The sequence below is a fragment of the Flavobacterium soyae genome (assembly GCF_045348165.1).
Taxonomy (GTDB): Bacteria; Bacteroidota; Bacteroidia; order Flavobacteriales; family Flavobacteriaceae; genus Flavobacterium; species Flavobacterium soyae.
Genome location: NZ_CP150845.1, coordinates 5291190 through 5311274 on the forward strand (window position 1 = coordinate 5291190; position 20085 = coordinate 5311274).

The window sequence follows — 20085 nt, forward strand, 5'->3', positions numbered from 1 at the left end:
AAAAAAAATAAAAACAAAAACAACTCAATTATGAGTAAAGAAATCAAGAAAAAATCTTCTAAAAAGAAAGATTCTAAAATCGTAAAAAAAATCAAGCAGCACATGTACAAATGGCATCGTGTTATTGGCTTAATTACCATTGTTCCTGTTATTTTCTGGACACTGTCTGGTTTGATGCACCCTTTTATGGCGCATTTTTTCAAACCTGAAATTGCACACGAAAAACTGGAACAGCAAATAATCGACAAAAGCCAGCTGAAATTGTCTATTCAGGAAGTTCTTCAAAAAAACGAAATCACTCAATTCAAGAATTTCCGAATTGTCACTTTCAATAATACTACTTATTATCAGGTAAAAACCATTTTTGGTGAATTGTGGTATTATGATGCTTCAAACGGAAAAAAACTGGAAGACGGAGATCAAAAATATGCCGAATGGCTTTCTCGCTATTTTCTCGATGATCAAAAAAATGTCGTAAAAAAGAGCGAAGTGGTAACCGAATTTACGTCGCAATACAAATATGTAAATCGTTATTTACCGGTTTACAAACTGACTTTTGACCGTCCTGACGCTATGGAAGTTTATGTTGAAACCTCTTCCAGCAAACTGGCTACTTACAATCCAACTTCAAGACAGGCTTTTATCTGGTTTTTTGATACTTTTCATAACTGGTCGTTTATAGATGCGATATCTAACAATAGTATCCGAATCATTACCATGATTTTCTTATTATCAATTATTGGACTTTCTGCTTTAAGCGGCATCTTGATTTACGGTTTATTGTGGAAACAATTCAAAAAAACAGATAATTCGGCTCCTAAAAAAGGGCTTAGAAAATACCATCGCCAAATTGGGGTTTGGGTTTCGCTTTTCACTTTGACTTTTGCTTTTAGCGGTGCATATCATGCCATAACTAAATGGGCACCCTATACTTTATCTCAAATGGTTTATGAACCAACATTTGTAACTAAAGAAATTCCGCTGGCCAGTAATACATTAGATTTAGACTGGGCCCGTTTTCAAAATACAAGTATTATTACTTTAAACGATACGACTTATTTCCGTTGTCAATTGCTTGAAAAAAGTAAATTCAAAACTTCAAAAGTAGATTCTAATTCAAAATGGAATAAAAAGAAAGATCAAAAATCGGAAGTGATATACATTAATGCTGCGACCAACAAAGTTGTACCAAATGTTGATCTTCATTATGCCGAATATCTGGCTTACTATTTTACGGGCGGGGCTCCACAAGCGGCTTGCTGTGAAATGATCGAAACTTCTGATGAACCGGAAGAATCAATAGAAAACGTAAAATTATTAGAGTCAAAAGTTTTAACTGATTTTGAAAACAGAGAATATGGTTTTGTAAACAAACGTCTGCCTGTTGTAAAATTAGCATACGACACTCCTGAAAAAACAACGTATTTTATCGAAACTTCAACTTCGAGATTAGCTGCTGTAGTTAAAAATGCTGATAAGGTTGAAGGCTATTCATTTGCCATATTCCATAAATTTTTATTCATGGATTGGGCAGGAAAAAACATTCGCGATCTGGCCACAGTTTTAGCTGCATTGAGTATTTTAATTGTCAGCATTTTAGGTTTTATCTTATTCTTGAAAAAGTAAAAAAAGATTCTAAGTTGCTGAGATACTAAGTTTTTTTTTTGCCGCGAAAACTCTCCCCAACTACCAAAAGTGGCTGGGGATTTTTTATATTTGGTAACTAATAAACCTTTTACAATAAAGAATTGAGAAAAAAGATTCAGTTTTCGTTATTACTAATTTGGGCAATCTGTTTTAGTTATTTCTTTATTTTAATGCTGAAGCTTACTTTGCAGTACATTCCGTTAAAAAACGACGCTGCTTTTCTCCAGATCAAACAAACGGAAGTTTCTGAAATTCCCTATTACGTTACCTTTTTTTATATTCATGTCTATTCGGCAATTTTTGTTTTATTTTCGGGATTTTTTCAGTTTAACAATACGCTTTTAAAGAAATATCCTGTTCTGCATCGAAATCTCGGAAAACTATATGTTTTAGTAATTCTGTTTTTAAGCGCGCCTTCGGGGTTATTTATTGGCTTTTTTGCTAATGGCGGATTTTATTCTAAAATATCTTTTATCACTTTATCCGTTTTATGGTTTTACTTTACTTTAAAAGGTTTTCTGTTCATTAAAAACAAAAAGATTGCACAGCACAAGGCATTTATGCTTCGAAGTTTTGCTTTAACATTTTCTGCCGTTACCTTACGTTTCTGGAAGGTGATTCTTGTATATTTGTTTCACCCTGCACCAATGGATTTATACCAAATTATAGCCTGGTTAGGCTGGATTCCGAATTTATTAATCATCGAATATTATCTTTATCATCAATCAAAAAAATGAAAAACATCCTTTATTTATTTTTAGCTGCCTTGTTTTTTTCGTGTAATTCTAAAGAAAAACAACCACAAATCAGTAATAACAAAATGCCCGAAGAAATCCGAACTGATTTATACGGTTCATGGGTTGGCGATTTTGTTGTTGCAGAACGTGACACAACCCAGCCGGAAAAAGAAAGATATAGCAATAGGATCAATATTGTTATCAAAAAAATTACCGAAACAGAAGTTACGGGACAAAGTATTGTTGCTGGTAATAACAGACCACTTTCAGGTACAATGAAAAGAACAGGAAATACTATTTCTTTTACGCTGAAAGAACCGGGTGATGATAAAAACGATGGTGTTTTTACTTTCGAAATACAAAATGATACCCTTTTAAAAGGAACATGGACAGCAAATAACCCTAAAAAAGAAGTCCGCAAAAGAAAATTTGAACTAACTAAAAAACAGTTCAAATACAATCCTACAGTAATGCTGCCGGATAACAATATGTATGTTGATTATGAAAATCCAAAAGAAGAGGAAGTAACTTATGAAGAAGAGAATGAAGGTGAAGAAACAAAAGACACAACAAAAACCGAAACCTATTTTGAAAATGTATACAGAATGGCTTCTGAAAGCATTTTAAAAATCAATTCTTCTACACAGAAATTAAAAGAATCTGATATTAAAAACTTAAAAAAGATAGATTTAGAAATTCTTAGAAATACCATTTTTGCCCGACACGGATTTTCTTTTAAAACGAAAACAGTACGTCAGTTTTTTGATGATGTTGAATGGTATATTCCGATTTCGACTAATGTTGACGATCAATTAACTTCTGTAGAAAAAGAGAATATTGCATTACTAAAACGTTTTGAAAAATACGCCGAAGATAATTATGATTCTTTTGGAAGGTGATTTTTTTTAGGTGCTGAGATTCTAAGCTGCTGAGATACTAAGTTTTTTTTCGCCGCGAATTTACGAATGTATTTGTATAAAAATTCGTGAATTCGCGGCGAAAAATTTTTCTTAAATACCTACAAGGTTTTGGAAACCTTGCAGGAAATCGCTATTTCGGATTTTCCTGATAATAACGTGCTTCAATTCTCTTAATATCTTTAATTGAATTTTTAGCCCAGACCAAACGTTTTTCCATTATTTCTTCATCAGATAAATGCCAGTCAATATCTGAATTTCGTAGTCTGTTAGTAAGATTTTGAATGATGATGGCTGCAGAAACAGAAATATTTAAACTTTCTGTAAAACCTACCATTGGGATTTTTAAAAACCCATCTGCTTTTTCTAAAATTTCCGGCGAAAGACCATCTTTTTCAGTTCCAAAGAATAAAGCACTTGGTTTAGAAATATCAAAATCCTGAATCATACAGTCATTTTCATGCGGTGTTGTCGCAATGATTTGGTATCCTTTATTTCTTAAAGATGAAACGCAGCCCTCGACAGTATCAAAACGGTTAATATCTACCCATTTTTGTGCACCCAAAGCAATTTCTTTATCTATTCTTTTACCAAAACGCTGTTCGATAATATTAAGTTCCTGAATTCCAAAAACTTCACAGCTGCGCATTACGGCACTCGTGTTATGCATTTGAAAAACATCTTCGACTGCAATAGTAAAATGTTTAGTTCGGTTTTCTAATACTTTTAAAAATTTCTCTTTTCGGTTGTCTGTCAATATATTTTCGAGAAATGCCAGGTAATCTAAATCAATCATTTTGTTTGTATTTGGCACAAAAATACATATAAATAGACAGAAAGAAAATTCAACTCTATTTTCAGTGTTCCTGATGTTCGAGAAACGTGTTGTTTAATTTTTCGTGCAGTATATTAAGCGTTGTAAAATTTATTTCTAATGGTTCTTCTTTAAAAAAATCGCCATTAAAAACTTCATTTTCGTTTTTAGAATGGGCATTTAGACGCTCAAACATTTTATCAAGTTCGGCATAAGCATAACTCACATTAATAAACGAAATAAATTTTTCTACAACCTGTTTCATTCCGTCGTTATAATAAAGAGCCGTAACATTCTGATCTGTTTCATAAAAACTCAGAAAACCTTCAAAATATTTCTCTAAAACCAAAGCCCCATATTGCTGAAAACTTATTTGATTAATTTCCTGAGCCGTAATTCCAAAAACACTCGGAGGCAGCAGATTTGGGACCATATGCATTCCCATCTTTTTTTGATGTGATTTTAAAACTTCTGTTGGGTTTCTGTAAAGCAGTGCAAAAGGTATTTCAGGAAAAACAGATCTTAAATAACCCGCATCAAAAATATGCCAGGCATCAAGTTTTAAAATTAAATTCTTTTGTTCCGGAAATCTTTTCTGCCCTAATAATTTAATCACAGCTTTTAAAAGTGCTGTCTTTTTATCTAAACCAAACAAATTACTTCGTAAAATTTCATCAACAATTGGCGCTTCAGAAACCATAATATTTTCAGTTGATGCGGCCAAAGACTGACTCAGCATTGTAGAACCGCATCTGGATACATGAAATACTAAAGATTTTAAATCGACCGAGGCTAATTCTTCAGACCATTCTACAAGATTTTCTACAGTGCTGACTACTTTAAATAAATGTGAATTATGAGCGTGGCTTCTGCATTTTGAAATTGTTTCATCAAAAAAAGGATCACTATATTTTAAGTCCCCCAGATAAATCCATTCAAAATAAATTTCATTATTTTTCTCAATTAACTTATAAGGAATCCAATTAGAAAGAGGGTGATGTATATTTTCCATTGCTGATTTTATTTTGATTGAAGGTCTGCTATAATTTTCGCTGTCATTTCTGATGGGTTCCGCAAAAGCTCGGCAATAATCTGCTGTTTTATCTCATCAGAATATCCATTTTTATTTGAAGAAGCATGAATATCAAAACCCATTTCTGCAAATAATTTATCAGACCAGTCATTCCGTATACAGTCAAGGGTGAGATGAATTCGCGGTTCGGCGCTTTTATTTTCAACACTATGCGGAAGCTGAAAATTAGCATACCAGCACTCTCCCATTTTCATAGGTACCAATTTTTTATCTACATAAAAAAAGACTTCCTGATTTGTTATTATAGGTACATGAATCCTAAAAAAACCGTCTTCATAAGAAGTATCATTATCTGTATGTTCTTTTATTTCGCTTTGAGGCCCTAACCGAAGTAATCGCACGGCTTCTTTTTCGCATTGAAACCAGTCCATAATTTCTTTAAAATAATGACAGCGGTCCAGCAGCGGTGTATTTTTATATTCTTTATTTGAAAAAGAGGTAATATCATTTACCAAACCCGATTGCGATCGTAAAGAAACACTTGTCCAGTTACCTTCATACCGATTTGTATTAAAATGCGGTGTCCATAAATCATTTTCGCAAATTGTAAGTTCTTGCTGTAGTTTTTCAATCGAAAAGGTAATAGGGAGTTTGCTTGACGAAGGATTCATGAGCTTAAAAGATTAAATTTGAGATTTGTTTTAGTCTTGTAAATATATAAAATACACAAACCCAATCATCAAATAAATAAGCAAAATTTTACAAATTCAGGAATTTGTTTTTTTAATCAAACTTCCTCCTTTAAATTATCAATAATAAAGTCGTAAAGCTTATTTGTTGAAAAAGAAACCGTTTCTAAATCGGTTTTTAAAACTAAATCTGCCTTTGCGGGAGTTTCAAAAACATCACTTATTCCCGTAAAATTTTTAATTCTATTAAGGTCATCTTCCGGCAGTAATGCTTTTTTATACAAACCTTTCGGATCTCTTTTAATCAAATTATTTATCGAGCAGTCTAAAAAAACAGTTCGTACAAATTCGTGTGTTCTTAATTCATTTCGCAGGCTTTCATACGGATTTATTACAGACATTAAAGTAATCGTATCTTCTGCAACAAAATTTCGTGCTACATTAAAAAGACGCCTCACATTCTCGCAGCGGTCTTCTTTAGAAAATCCTAGATCTTTACAAATTGTTTTTCGGTACACATCGCCGTCAACAATTTCAGCCTTATAACCGTTTTCGATTAATAAATGCTGAACATTTTGAGCCAATGTCGTTTTTCCCGAACCTGATAATCCTGTAAACTGAATTAAAATCATTTAGAATTTCTTTGTTTTTTATGAGGTATTAAAACTAAATAATCTGCAAAGTCAAAACAATAAGTATAATTACGGTTTTATTGTCTCTCAAAAATATTAAAAATAGAAAATTAAAATGCACCATTAGGCACATAATATCGGTAGATATTTAGAATTCGGTATTCGGTGGCGTGCCGTAGGTACACAACATAACGATATCTATTGCGTACCTACGGCACGATAAATCAATTTAAACTATTTTTTCTACCGATATTATGTGCCTAACGGCACAAAGTAAAATTTCAACTTAATTCTTGAAAATCACTATTTTCAATTAAAACAAACGTGCCGATAGGCACATAATATCGGCAGCCATAACGTTTGGTATCCGTTGGCGTGCCGTAGGTACGCAACAGAACAATATCTATTACGTACCTACGGCACACTAAATCAATTTAAACTATTTTTTCTACCGATATTATGTGCCTAACGGCACAAAGTAAAATTTCAACTTAATTCTTGAAAATCACTATTTTCAATTAAAACAAACGTGCCGATAGGCACATAATATCGGCAGCCATAACGTTTGGTATCCATTGGCGTGCCGTAGGTACGCTACAAAATGACAGCTATTGTGTACCTGCGGCACGCTAAATCAATTTAAACTTTTTTTTCTACCGATATTATGTGCCTAACGGCACAAAGTAAAATTTCAACTTAATTCTTGAAAATCACTATTTTCAATTAAAACAAACGTGCCGATAGGCACATAATATCGGTAGCCATAACGTTTGGTATTCGGTGGCGTGCCGTAGGTACGCTACAAAATGACAGCTATTGTGTACCTGCGGCACGCTAAATCAATTTAAACTTTTTTTTCTACCGATATTATGTGCCTAACGGCACAAAGTAAAATTTCAACTTAATTCTTGAAAATCACTATTTTCAATTAAAACAAACGTGCCGATAGGCACATAATATCGGTAGCCATAACGTTTGGTATTCGGTGGCGTGCCGTAGGTACGCTACAAAATGACAGCTATTGCGTACCTGCGGCACGCTAAATTTTATTACAATTCTTGTTTTCTACCTATATTTAGTACCTACAGCCCAACTCTTAATTCGCATAAATCATTATTTTTATCTTTTAATAAATTTAAAATGAAAAAGAAACTTGTTGTTTTAACCGGCGCCGGAATTAGTGCCGAAAGTGGTATTAAAACATTTCGTGACAGCGATGGTTTATGGGAAGGTCACAATGTAATGGAAGTTGCAACTCCCGAAGGCTGGCATAAAAACCAGAATTTAGTTCTGGATTTTTACAACAAAAGACGTCAGCAGTTAAAAGAAGTACAGCCAAATTTAGGACATCAAATTTTAGCCGAATTAGAAAAAGACTTCGACGTTTATATTATCACTCAAAATGTCGACGATTTACACGAACGTGCCGGGAGCACAAAAGTTTTGCATTTACATGGAGAATTATTAAAAGTGAGAAGCACCAGAAATCGTGACTTAATTCTAGACTGGTCAGACGATTTACTTACCGGAGATTTAGATGAAAACGGACACCAGCTGCGACCGCATATTGTGTGGTTTGGCGAAGAAGTTCCTGCATTGGAAGAAGCAATTGATATAACCGAAACAGCAGATTATTTTGCAGTAATAGGAACTTCATTGCAGGTGTATCCTGCGGCAGGTTTAATTTCTTATGCCCCGGGTACCACACCGGTTTTTTATATTGACCCAAAACCCATTTCAATTCCCAATATTCGAAACAAAGTTGAAGTGATTGCCAAAACGGCAACTGAAGGAGTTGCAGATTTAAGAGAAAAATTAAAATCGATTTAAAAACACTAATTTCACGAATTGGCACGAAGATTATTTTTTTAAATTTATTTACTATCCGTAAATTAAAAAATTAGTGACAATTCGTGAAATTCGTGTTTTGCCCTTTTAAAATACCTTCAATTGACTTTGTGATTACTTTAAATCCGCAAATTCTGTTTATATTTGCACCTTTCGAAAAACAACATAACAATGACTACTCTAAACGAATTGAATGCTATATCGCCAATTGACGGAAGATATAGAAATAAAACTCAAAATTTAGCACCTTTCTTTTCTGAAGAAGCTTTAATAAAATACCGTGTACTGGTTGAAATTGAATATTTCATCGCTTTATGCGAAATTCCTTTACCTCAGCTTTCTGGCGTAAATTCAGGTTTATTTGACAGCTTAAGAAATATCTACAAAAATTTCTCTACTGAAGATGCGCTTTGGATTAAAGAAACAGAAAAAGTAACCAACCACGACGTAAAAGCCGTTGAATATTTTATTAAAGATGCTTTTGAAAAATTAGGTTTATCTCAATACAAAGAGTTCATTCACTTCGGATTAACATCTCAGGATATTAACAATACTGCGATTCCGCTTTCTACAAAAGAAGCTTTTGAGCAGGTATATATGCCCTCTTTAATTGCTTTAATTTCTAAATTAAAAGAATTAAGTGTTGAATGGGCCGCTATTCCAATGCTGGCTCGCACGCACGGACAGCCGGCTTCTCCTACTCGTTTAGGAAAAGAAATCCTTGTTTTTGTAGAGCGTCTTGAAGAGCAGATGCGTTTATTGTTCAATATTCCGTTTGCGGCTAAATTTGGCGGGGCAACAGGAAATTACAATGCACACCATGCAGCGTATCCGCAGATTGACTGGAAACAATTTGGAACTAAATTTGTTGAAACAGGTTTAGGTTTACACCATTCTTTCCCTACAACCCAAATTGAGCATTACGATCATTTTGCTGCATTTTTTGATGGTTTAAAAAGAATCAACAATATCATTATCGATTTAGACCGTGATATCTGGACGTATGTTTCAATGGATTATTTTAAACAAAAAATCAAAGCGGGTGAAATTGGTTCATCGGCAATGCCGCATAAAGTAAACCCAATTGATTTTGAAAATTCTGAAGGAAACTTAGGAATCGCCAATGCTGTTTTTGAGCATTTAGCGGCAAAACTTCCAATCTCAAGATTACAGCGTGATTTAACAGACAGTACCGTTTTAAGAAATATTGGTGTTCCTGTTGGACATACAATTATTGCTTTTGAAGCTACTCTTAAAGGTTTGAACAAATTATTGTTGAACGAAAGCAAATTTGCCGAAGATTTAGAGAAAAACTGGGCAGTTGTGGCTGAGGCAATTCAAACCATTTTACGCCGCGAAGCCTATCCAAATCCGTATGAAGCATTAAAAGGTTTAACAAGAACTAATGAAGCTATTGATAAAAATGCGATTCATAATTTTATTGCTTCTTTAGAAGTTTCTGATGCTGTTCGGGCAGAATTAATGCAGATAACTCCCAGCAATTACACAGGAATTTAAAGAAAACCTAAAATATTTTGTCAAAAAAAGCTATCTTTATCGGGATAGCTTTTTTATTTACAAAATTTTTAAATATTATGCTCTTTATAAACCCTCAATGGCAAGGTTCCGGAATAACGAATGAATTAAAAGCCGGAGCGGAAACCTTAAAGTTATTTTTTAAAGATTATAAATTCAAAGAAATTTCTCTTTATGAAAAAGATTTAGAAACACATCATAATATTATAGCTTATAATTCTATTTTAAAACAAACTGAATTCTTCAAAAATGAAATTGCAGAACGTAAATTAAAAAAAATTGCAACTATTGGAGGAGATTGCGGAATTGAAATTATTCCTATTTCTTATTTAAACAAAATTTACAACAATGATTTATGTGTAATTTGGATTGATGCACATGCTGATTTGAATACCCCGGAAAGTTCCCCAAGTAAAACATTTCATGGAATGCCTTTGAGAACACTTCTTGGTGAGGGAAATGAAAATATAAAAAAACTTCTTTTCTCGACCATTAAACCACAACAAATAGGCTTTGTCGGGTTAAGAGATTTAGACAATCCAGAAATAGAGTATATAGCCTCAAATAATATCAAATCTGTTTTAAGATGTGATTATTCAGATTTAGAAAATACAATCAAGTCTTTTAACAACGTATATATTCACCTCGATTTAGATGTTTTAGACGAATCAGAGTTTAAATATACAATGTTTCCAACAAGTAATGGATTTAAAATAAATGAAGTTAATGATCTAATCACAGAAATCAAACAAAAATCAAATGTAGTCGGGATATGTATTACCGAATCTAAAGCTGCAAAATTAGAACAGCTTGAACCCATCAGAAAAATTCTTGAACAAATAATAATTTAGAGTATAAAAATCAAAATTACAAATAGAATTATTACCTCCTAAAATACCAATTTATGATTGCCTTGAATGCCGCTGTAGAAACTACGCACCATTTACAACCTTTAATTAGCGATCTGGGATTAATCCTGATGACTGCCGGAATTGCCGTTTTATTATTTAAATTAATTAAACAGCCTTTGGTTTTAGGGTATTTAATTGCGGGATTTTTGGCCGGAAATCATTTTGATTTTTTCCCAACTATTACCGAGATGAAAAGTGTTGAAGTCTGGGCAGAAATTGGCGTGATTATTTTATTGTTCAGTCTGGGCCTTGAATTTAGTTTTAAGAAACTGATGAAAGTGGGCGGGACTGCCTCTATAACAGCAATTACCCAGATCATCACGATGGTTGTATTGGGTTATCTGGTAGGGCGATGGATGAATTGGGGACAAATGGACAGTATCTTTCTGGGCGTAATTTTATCGATTTCTTCTACCACAATCATTCTAAAAACCTTTGACGAGCTTGGTGTAAAAGCACAAAAATTTGCCGGAATCGTAATTGGGTCATTAATCGTTCAGGACCTTGTAGCTATTTTAATGATGGTTTTACTTTCGACTATTGCGGTAAGTCAGCAGTTTTCAGGAAGCGAATTGATGATGTCGGTCCTAAAACTAATATTCTTCCTCACAGCATGGTTTATTGGCGGAATCTTTTTTATTCCAACACTTCTTAAAAAAGCCAAACATTTACTGACTGACGAAATGCTGCTTATTATTTCCCTTGCGCTTTGTTTAACAATGGTAAGCTTTGCTTCAAATGTTGGTTTTTCTCCGGCTTTAGGAGCTTTTATCATGGGGTCTATTATTGCCGAAACTACACAGGCTGAACATATTGAACATTTAGTAAAACCTGTAAAAGATTTATTTGGCGCAATTTTCTTCGTATCAGTCGGGATGCTTATTGATCCCAAAATGCTATACACACATGCATTGCCGGTAGCGGTTTTAACTTTCGTAACAATTATTGGTCAATCTGTAAGTTCTACTATTGGTGCACTATTAGCGGGGCAGCCTTTAAAACAATCCGTGCAGACGGGAATGAGTTTGTCGCAAATTGGAGAGTTTTCGTTTATTATTGCAACACTCGGAATGACCCTGAATGTTACCAGTTCTTTTTTATATCCTGTTGTTGTGGCAGTCTCGGCTGTAACAACTTTTACGACACCGTTTATGGTGAAATATGCAGAGCCGTTTTCTCATTTCCTGGAACAAAAACTTCCTAAAAAATGGGTCAAAAACATCAACCGATATAGTGTAAATGCACAAGCCATAAAATCTGTCAGTATTTGGCAAAAAGTCCTGCACGCCTATCTTATTCAAATCATATTACACACTATTATTATTACAGCCATTATTTTATTATCGGCTAAATTTGTTGCCCCTTTGGTCGAAGACACAAGATTTGGCAACACATTGGCAGCCCTTATTACTATGGTTATTATTGCTCCTCTTTTATGGGCGCTGTCGCTGCGCCGGGTAAAAGTTGACGAAGTCGAAACACTATGGGAAGAACGCAAATACCGCGGTGCACTTTTAATGCTTATTTTAATCAGAATGAGCCTCGGATTATTTTTAGTTGGTTTTTTATTGAATATTTTCTTCTCTCCTTTAGTGGCTTTTGTAGCTTTGATTATTGCAATTGGAGTATATCAGCTTTTCCCAAAAAAACTGAACGAGCAATACCATAAAATCGAAAATCACTTTTTAAAAAACCTAAACGATCGCGAAAACAAAAAAATCGACAGACGATATGCCAATTTAATGCCGTGGGATGGTCACATGTCTATTTTTGATATTGGAAAAGAATCTAACCTTGCCGGAAAAACACTGGAAGAATTGAAGATTCGGGAACTCCTCGGAATCAATATTGCTTATATCAGGCGTGGTGAAGTCACAATACCAATTCCGTCAAAAAATGAGCGTTTATTTCCAGGAGACGAAATTTCTGTGATTGGTACTGATGCTCAAATTACCGAATTCACTAAATACCTGACTCATAATGAAATTGAAGCCAAAACAGTAGAAGAATCAGAAATTGTACTGCGTCAGCTTGAAGTTTCACAGGAAGAATTTACACAAAAAAGCATTAGTCAGTTCAGAGGAAAAACCGGCGGACTGATCGTAGGGATTGAAAGAAACGGAAATCGGATCCTAAACCCGGAATCCAGCTTAATTTTACAGCCAAATGATATTATCTGGGTCGTAGGAGACAAGAAAAAGATGGCTGAACTTCTAAGGGGTTAAGTTGCTGAGATGCTGAGATTCTGAGGTTTTTAGCTTTGAGAGTATATCTTAGAAACTTTCAACATAAAAAATAAAAGTGCTGAGTTTCTAAGCCGCTAAGAGTTTAACCTCTTAATAAAAACTTAGAAACTCAGCACCTTAGTATCTTAAAAAAATCTTAGCATCTTATTTATTCGGCTGCGGTGTAATACGCAGATAAGGTCTTATCGGTGTATATCCTTTTGGGAATTTTGCCGGAATATCACTATCCGGGATCGCCGGCACAATTACTACATCTTCTCCATCCTTCCAGTTTGCCGGAGTGGCAACACTGTAATTTGCAGTTAATTGTAAACTGTCAATTACACGAAGCAATTCGTCAAAATTCCTTCCTGTAGAAGCCGGATAAGTCAATGTAAGTTTGATTTTTTTATCGGCACCAATTACAAAAACAGAACGCACGGTAAATTTATCGCTTGCATTAGGATGAAGCATATCATATAAAGTTGCTATTTTTTTATCCTCATCGGCAATTATTGGGAAATTAACTGTCGTATTTTGAGTTTCATTAATGTCTTTAATCCACTCCAGGTGCGACTGTAAACCGTCTACACTCAAAGCAATCACCTTCGTATTTCTTTTGGCAAATTCCGGAATATAATTCGCCACAGTTCCCAGTTCAGTAGTACAAACAGGGGTAAAATCTGCCGGATGCGAAAATAAAACGCCCCATGAATCTCCTAACCATTCATGAAAATTGATTGGTCCATGTGTAGTTTCTGCATGAAAATCCGGAGCTGTATCGCCTAATCTTAATGTTGACATAATTTAATTTTTTTAGTTCCTCTAAAATTACTTAAAAAATACATTTAGAAAACACGTAAAAATTAAAAAAAAGTTAAAATTCTATCTTCTCTATCTAATTAGTATTCTAAACTCATTGGATATTAATTCATAAAGATTTTATTTAACACATAGAAACATGGTTGTTTTGTAATCTTAAAAGACCTTTCACTTATTTTAAAATACACAGAGTAAGCTATGTGAAAGAAATGCATTTCTTTTTTAAGTCCCTTTTTAAGCATAAAATTACTATGTTTCTATGTGTAAAAAATAATTACATCCAACGAGAAATGTCATTAAATTAAGCATTTTTAAGATAATTATGGCTCAAAAAAATTGTGTAAAAACATCACTTTTTTGAGTATTAAATTTATTGAATAGCCTCCTGCTTCAGCTGGAGGTGTTTAATATGAACAACAATAAGGCTTTAGCCAAATCTGTCATTTTTGGCTAAAGCCATCAGATTGATTTTATATAAACTCCAGCTAAAGCTGCAGCCAATTCAAAAAAACTTCGTTCCCGAAGCCTCAGGATTATGATTCTGCGAAAGATTTATGCGATATAGTATTAAAAAGTACTTCTCTTAACTTAATGACATTGTCCAACGGGTTTATAATAAATTAAATAAAACTCACAACAAAGTACCAAATAGCAAGGGTTACAAACGAAATGGGAATTCCAAAACCAATCATCATACTGCTTAATTTTGGCTTTAAACCATAAGTCGAAGCCAAAATTGCACCTGTAATCATTGGAGCCATTGCAATTTCTATAATCGTAATTTTTATAGCCTCAGACCGCTGGTTAAAAACAAAAACATAGAGAATAAAAATGATAAGCGGCGTTACAATAAGACGGAATAAAAGTCCGAGCTGCAAAAATTTCCAATGCTTGCTTTTTCTATTAAAAGTCAGCTGTAATCCAACCGAAAATAAAGCCAAAGGTGTAACCAGACTTCCCAGTTTTAATAAAAGTGACTGAATATCCGAATCTAAATCGTACTCAAAAACATTTAGCAGGCAGGAGACAATAAATGTAATAAATGGCGGAAAGAGAATTATCTTTTTCGAAATACTTTTAAAATCCGGGCTCCCTTTTGAGTAAAAAGCCGCCACAAAAACACCCAGGGTCGAAACCACAACAAAAGTTCCCGGCTGATCTACCAGTACAGCTGTTTCTAAACCTTTCTTTCCAAATAAAGCCTCAACAATTGGATAACCAAGAAACGACGAATTACTTAATCCTGCTGTTAAAACCAAACAGCCAATCAGTTTATTAGACCAGCCCAATCGCCGCCCTAAAAAATGAAAAAACACAAAAGCCAGGAAAAAACTAATCCAGCCCGCCCCTATTGGAAACAACAATTCGCTGCTCCATTTTATTTTCGGAATATGATATAAGGTGATGGCCGGAAGACAGACATAAATGACAATTTTATTGATTGTTTTATAGATATGAACTGGAAACCGCTTTACATTTTGCAAAAGCAATCCTAAAAACAAAAAGAAGAATATTATAATAAAATTGTTCATATCAAGGCTTAAACACAAAAATAGGTATTTATAAATTGATGTATAAAACAAATTACACACCTTCTCTAAGATTTTTGTTATTTTTAACTCATTGAGTGTAATTAATATTAACACATAGTCCCGAAGCTTCGGGAGCAAAGGTTTTGTCATTTCGACCGAAGGGAGACCCGAGCGATAGCGAACAGACGAAGTAAATCACACTCGAGACTCGACAAAGATTGGCGATTATGCATGCGGAGTTACTTGCGAAGATTTCTCCCTTCGGTCGAAATGACAATATTGCGTTAAGGCTTTGAGAAATTAATTTTATTCTCTAAAAGCTTAATTTAATCACATTGCCCAACGGGTTTATTTTTAATCTGAAATTTAAAAAATCAATGCAGCAAATAAGAGACAATTTCGAGCGAATGGCAAAACTTTCAGATGATGATTGGAATATTTTTTCGTCAAAGCTCATACGTCGGGAATTTTCAAAGAAAAAACCTATACTCGAAACAGGCCATGTCGAAAATTACCTCTCCTTTATAGAAAAAGGGTTTGTAAGATATTATATTCCCCGTGAAGATAATGATCTCACTTTTGCTTTTGTATTTGATGGCGAATTTACAAGCGGTTATGATTCATTTATTACAAGACAGCCCGCAAACTACACCATCGAAGCCCTTGCCGACACTGTGCTTTGGTGTATATCTTATAATGACCTGCAGGATATTTATGCCGAAACAAAAATTGGCAATACCATTGGGCGTCTTGCAAGCGAAGGATTATTTCTTCAAAAATCAAAGAGAGAACTTTCACTCCTTAACGATTCTGCAGAACAGCGGTATCGTAACCTGTTTACAGAACAGCCGCAGCTAATTCAAAAAATTCCTCAAAAATATCTGGCATCCTATATTGGTATTACACCGCAGGCATTGAGCAGGATAAGAAAACGAATTTGTTAACCCAGGTTCATTGTTTCGGGTTTCTTTATTGCGCAGCTTTGCATAAAAAAAGACATGGAAACCTTAATTGTATTATTTGGAACTTTTATAATTGCTCTACTTGTTATAAGACTTATAACTAAAAGAACCGAAATTTCACAAGCAGGCAGAATTGCCATGGCGGCCATGCTTATATTAACTGCCACAGGTCATTTTTTATTTACCAAAGGCATGGCCATGATGGTATCTTTTTTACCTTGGTCAATTGCAATTGTGTATGTTACAGGAATAATAGAGCTCATAGCAGCAGCCGGACTATTGATTTCAAAAACGAGACTGCTCACAGGCAGGCTTCTTATACTATTTTTTATAGTACTGCTTCCCGCAAATATTTATGCGGCATACCACAATATAAATTTAAAAAGTGCTGACTACAGCGGCGAAGGAATGTCTTATCTATGGTTTAGAATACCATTACAGCTGCTTTTTATAGTCTGGGTATATTTTTTTTCAATCAAAAATCAATCAAAAACGGTATAGTTAATCAGGAGAATACACATCACTTAAACAGATGATATGCATAATCTTCCGCTTTGTTTTTAATATAGTTTAACCTTGCTGGGCGTAATTAATTCCAACATATAGAAACATAAATTCTGCTACTGTTAAAAGGCATTTCACTTGCATTAACAAACATAGCAATGTGGAAGAAACGAGTTTCTTTTGATCATCTTTTAAAATAAAATTAATCTCGCAAAACCTAAACACAATATTGTCATTTCTGTAAAGGTTAGATATTTCGGTAACAAAATTTAACTTTAATAAATTTTGTTGCGATGAGAAATAATAGTCAAGATTGCACATTAGAGAGAAACTATTTAGAGAAATATCGTTTCTTAATAAAAGAATATGAGCAGGTAAAAAATAAAACTCACCCGCTTTATAAAAAAGCGATGGATTTTTACACAGCAAATGACACTTGCAGAAAAAGTTTCTTAAAGTATTATAATCGTTATAAACAGAGCGGGAAATCTCGGGATCTATTACCCCAAAAGCGGGGTCCAAAATATAAAACCAGACGTCCTTTGCCCTTTATAGAACAGAAAGTAATAGAATTACGAGAAAAAGGAAACAACAGATATGAAATTGTTAGTATATTGAATCCCAAATTAGGAAAACATACACCATCATATTCTGGAGTTTATAATATTTTAAAACGGCATAAAATAAATAGATTAACTCCGAAGATTAAAAGGAATCATCAAAAAATAATCAAGGAAAGAATGGGACAGCTGGGTCATATTGATTGTCATTATTTAAGTAAAAGTATTGTTCGAGGAGAAAACAAAAAGCTCTATTTAGTCTGTGTAATTGATGACTACAGCCGGGTTGCCTGGGCAGAATTGGTTCCCGACATCACAAGTTTGACAGTTATGTTTGCCGCATTAAAATGCTTAAACATCTTAAGCAGTCATTATGAAATAAAATTTGAAGAGATATTATCTGACAATGGAGCTGAGTTTGGACCTAAAACAAGCAAGGTAAAAAATAATCATCCTTTTGAAAGAATGTTAATGGAATTAGGCATAGTGCACAGATACACAAAACCATATCGACCACAAACAAACGGCAAAGTAGAACGCTTTTGGAGAACTCTGGAAGATGATTTATTAAGAGATACTGATTTTGATTCTCAAGAAGAACTAAAGGAAGAATTATTACAATATTTATATTATTACAATCATGAAAGGCCACATCAGGGAATTGATGGAAAAAAGCCAATTGAAATGATAAATCCGTTACCGAAATAAGTGACTTTTACAATTTCGACCGAAGGGAGAAATCACACTCGAGACTCGACAAAGATTGGCGATTATGCATGCGGAGTTTCTTGTGTGATTTCTCCCTTCGGTCGAAATGACAAAACCTTTGCTCCCGAAGCTTCGGGATTGCATCTTTGTGAGAGATTTATTCACCATTGCATCATAGATTTTCCCCTTAACTTAATGACATTGAGCTTCGGGACTATGTGTTGAACAAAATTTTTATGCCCAAGAGAAACAAACGGAATTAATTTTTAGTTAAAATTAGTTTTTGTATGATAAAATGTTTTAAATTTGTAACATATTTTATTACAGTATGCTTTCAGGTAAATTTGCCATAACGATTCACATTCTTACACTCCTCAATAAATTCCCAAATGATTATTTATCATCAGAATATATTGCAGGAAGCATTAATTTGAATCCGGTTTTGGTTCGAAAAGAAATTGCAAACCTAAAAGCGCATCATATTGTAGAAAGTAAAGAAGGAAAAAACGGCGGTACAAAACTGGCTGTAGATTCATCGAAGCTGACTTTGAAAGAAATTTTTGAAATGACTTTTGAAACCATTAATCTGGGTTATGCTAAAAACCAGCCCAATCCCGATTGTCCTGTGGGGAAAAAAATCAATGAGAACCTGGATGCTTTATATGCCGACATGAATCAAAAAGTGAGTACACAACTGCAGGGAATCTCTTTAGAAGATTTTTCGAATCAATTTTAAAACAATTTTTTTACTCAAAACTGTAACATTTTTTATTACTAAATAAATTTATATATTATGAAAATCGCAATTATTGGAGCAACAGGATTTGTAGGCTCAGCAATCTTAAATGAATTAGCAGGCAGAAACCACGATATTACTGCTATCGCCAGAACCCCAAAAGATACAGCCGGTATTAACTGGAAAAGTGCTGATATTTTTAATGTAAACGAATTGGCAGAAATTTTAAAAGGAAACGACGCTGTTATCAACGCCTATAATTCAGGATGGACAAACCCAAATATTTACGATGATTTTATTGCAGGATCAAAAGCCATTCAGGAAGCGGTAAAAAAATCGGGTGTAAAACGTTATATTACAATTGGCGGAGCAGGAAGTTTGTTTGTAGCTCCGGGTTTACAAGCCGTAGATACACCGGATTTTCCAAAAGAATATCATGCCGGCGCAGCAGCAGCAAGAGATTATTTAAATATTTTAAAAGAAGAAAAAGAACTAGACTGGGCATTTTTCAGCCCTGCTTTTGAAATGCACCAAGGCATTACAACCGGAAGAACAGGAAAATATCGTTTAGGTTTAGAAAATCCTGTTTTTAACGACGAACAAAGAAGCATCTTGTCTGTAGAAGATTTAGCAGTTGTAATTGCTGATGAAACCGAAACCCCAAAACACCATCAGGTTCGATTTACGGCAGCATATTAATATATAGACTTTAACAACAGTCATTGCGCTGAACGAAGCAGCCGCACTAACAATAAGGCACAAACTTAATTTAGCAAATGAGATTGCTTCTTTCCTCGCAATGACTGTGCTGGTTTTTTATCATTTCGGCCAAAGGGAGATTTGAATGATAGTGACAGACTAAGCAAATTGCACAATCCCGAAGCCCAATATCATTAAGTTAAGCTTTTAGAAAATAAAATTATTGCAAATCAAATCCGTGTTTATCAGCGTTTTTACGAAGTAAATCTGTTTTATCCGCGTCACAATTAGACACTGATTTTACTGATTCGCTAAAGCGAAAACGCTGATAAAAACTGATTTTTCTAATGACTTTCTTAATTAAACTGTTAAGTAATTTTATAGATTTCCTCTTAACTTAATGACATTACCCGAAGCCTTGGGATGCAAACCGTACCGCCAATCTCTATAGTTAACAAGATTGGAAAAAAAATAAATGTAAAAAAATTTCAAAAAAAAAATCGCAATTGTTAAAAATCAGCATAAAAAACCTACAATATTTAACACTCAAAAAAACATTTTTTTTTCAACAAT

18 protein-coding genes are annotated in these 20085 nt (G+C 34.0%); 12 read left to right on the forward strand and 6 right to left on the reverse strand.

Annotated elements, in window-relative coordinates; translation table 11 throughout:
* Nucleotides 1–30: 30 nt before the first annotated feature.
* From AABD74_RS21895 to AABD74_RS21905, 3 genes are all read left to right on the forward strand, one after another.
* A complete protein-coding gene (locus AABD74_RS21895; RefSeq protein ID WP_406844291.1) occupies nucleotides 31–1626 on the forward strand; it encodes a PepSY domain-containing protein in 1596 nt (531 codons plus the stop codon).
* Nucleotides 1627–1748: 122 nt separating this feature from the next.
* Nucleotides 1749–2384 (forward strand): DUF2306 domain-containing protein, encoded by a 636-nt coding sequence (locus tag AABD74_RS21900; protein ID WP_406844292.1) that lies wholly within the window; start codon nucleotides 1749–1751, stop codon nucleotides 2382–2384.
* The gene (locus tag AABD74_RS21905; protein WP_406844293.1) at nucleotides 2381–3283 is read left to right on the forward strand and encodes a YARHG domain-containing protein; all 903 of its coding nucleotides are present in this window, start codon (nucleotides 2381–2383) and stop codon (nucleotides 3281–3283) included. Before AABD74_RS21900 ends, AABD74_RS21905 begins: the two co-directional genes overlap by 4 nt.
* 151 nt (nucleotides 3284–3434) lie before the next feature.
* On the opposite strand, the gene AABD74_RS21910 is transcribed toward AABD74_RS21905, so the two are convergent.
* From AABD74_RS21910 to cysC, 4 genes are all read right to left on the reverse strand, one after another.
* Nucleotides 3435–4097: a TrmH family RNA methyltransferase gene (locus AABD74_RS21910; protein ID WP_406844294.1), complete on the reverse strand. Its 663-nt coding sequence runs from the start codon at nucleotides 4095–4097 to the stop codon at nucleotides 3435–3437.
* Nucleotides 4098–4158: 61 nt separating this feature from the next.
* Nucleotides 4159–5127, reverse strand: a complete 969-nt coding sequence (locus AABD74_RS21915; RefSeq protein ID WP_232678854.1) for a sulfotransferase family protein — start codon at nucleotides 5125–5127, stop codon at nucleotides 4159–4161.
* A gap of 8 nt (nucleotides 5128–5135) precedes the next feature.
* A complete protein-coding gene (locus AABD74_RS21920; RefSeq protein ID WP_232678852.1) occupies nucleotides 5136–5819 on the reverse strand; it encodes an aspartyl/asparaginyl beta-hydroxylase domain-containing protein in 684 nt (227 codons plus the stop codon).
* Nucleotides 5820–5935: 116 nt separating this feature from the next.
* Nucleotides 5936–6469, reverse strand: coding sequence for an adenylyl-sulfate kinase (gene cysC / locus AABD74_RS21925; RefSeq protein ID WP_232678850.1), 534 nt, complete (start codon nucleotides 6467–6469; stop codon nucleotides 5936–5938).
* 1140 nt (nucleotides 6470–7609) lie between these two features.
* Between cysC and AABD74_RS21930 the strand changes: the two genes are divergently transcribed.
* From AABD74_RS21930 to AABD74_RS21945, 4 genes are all read left to right on the forward strand, one after another.
* Nucleotides 7610–8299, forward strand: a complete 690-nt coding sequence (locus tag AABD74_RS21930) for an NAD-dependent deacylase (protein WP_232678848.1) — start codon at nucleotides 7610–7612, stop codon at nucleotides 8297–8299.
* Nucleotides 8300–8488: 189 nt separating this feature from the next.
* A complete protein-coding gene (gene purB, locus AABD74_RS21935; protein ID WP_232678846.1) occupies nucleotides 8489–9835 on the forward strand; it encodes an adenylosuccinate lyase in 1347 nt (448 codons plus the stop codon).
* Nucleotides 9836–9912: 77 nt separating this feature from the next.
* Nucleotides 9913–10704, forward strand: a complete 792-nt coding sequence (locus AABD74_RS21940) for an arginase family protein (protein WP_232678845.1) — start codon at nucleotides 9913–9915, stop codon at nucleotides 10702–10704.
* A 53-nt stretch (nucleotides 10705–10757) separates the two neighbouring features.
* The gene (locus AABD74_RS21945; protein WP_232678842.1) at nucleotides 10758–12989 is read left to right on the forward strand and encodes a cation:proton antiporter; all 2232 of its coding nucleotides are present in this window, start codon (nucleotides 10758–10760) and stop codon (nucleotides 12987–12989) included.
* Between the two features lie 165 nt (nucleotides 12990–13154).
* Here AABD74_RS21945 and AABD74_RS21950 read toward each other — a convergent pair whose 3' ends face one another.
* Nucleotides 13155–13793, reverse strand: coding sequence for a peroxiredoxin (locus AABD74_RS21950; RefSeq protein ID WP_232678840.1), 639 nt, complete (start codon nucleotides 13791–13793; stop codon nucleotides 13155–13157).
* 638 nt (nucleotides 13794–14431) lie between these two features.
* A complete protein-coding gene (locus AABD74_RS21955; RefSeq protein WP_406844295.1) occupies nucleotides 14432–15343 on the reverse strand; it encodes an AEC family transporter in 912 nt (303 codons plus the stop codon).
* 377 nt (nucleotides 15344–15720) lie between these two features.
* On the opposite strand from AABD74_RS21955, the gene AABD74_RS21960 reads away from it, so the two are divergent.
* From AABD74_RS21960 to AABD74_RS21980, 5 genes are all read left to right on the forward strand, one after another.
* Nucleotides 15721–16287, forward strand: coding sequence for a Crp/Fnr family transcriptional regulator (locus AABD74_RS21960; RefSeq protein ID WP_232678836.1), 567 nt, complete (start codon nucleotides 15721–15723; stop codon nucleotides 16285–16287).
* Nucleotides 16288–16341: 54 nt separating this feature from the next.
* Nucleotides 16342–16806: a hypothetical protein gene (locus AABD74_RS21965; protein WP_406844296.1), complete on the forward strand. Its 465-nt coding sequence runs from the start codon at nucleotides 16342–16344 to the stop codon at nucleotides 16804–16806.
* Nucleotides 16807–17102: 296 nt separating this feature from the next.
* Complete coding sequence (locus AABD74_RS21970) at nucleotides 17103–18077, forward strand: integrase core domain-containing protein (protein ID WP_406843531.1); 975 nt, start codon at nucleotides 17103–17105, stop codon at nucleotides 18075–18077.
* Nucleotides 18078–18405: 328 nt separating this feature from the next.
* Nucleotides 18406–18813 (forward strand): Rrf2 family transcriptional regulator, encoded by a 408-nt coding sequence (locus AABD74_RS21975; protein WP_232678832.1) that lies wholly within the window; start codon nucleotides 18406–18408, stop codon nucleotides 18811–18813.
* A 57-nt stretch (nucleotides 18814–18870) separates the two neighbouring features.
* The gene (locus tag AABD74_RS21980; RefSeq protein ID WP_406844297.1) at nucleotides 18871–19512 is read left to right on the forward strand and encodes an NAD(P)-dependent oxidoreductase; all 642 of its coding nucleotides are present in this window, start codon (nucleotides 18871–18873) and stop codon (nucleotides 19510–19512) included.
* Nucleotides 19513–20085: the final 573 nt, after the last annotated feature.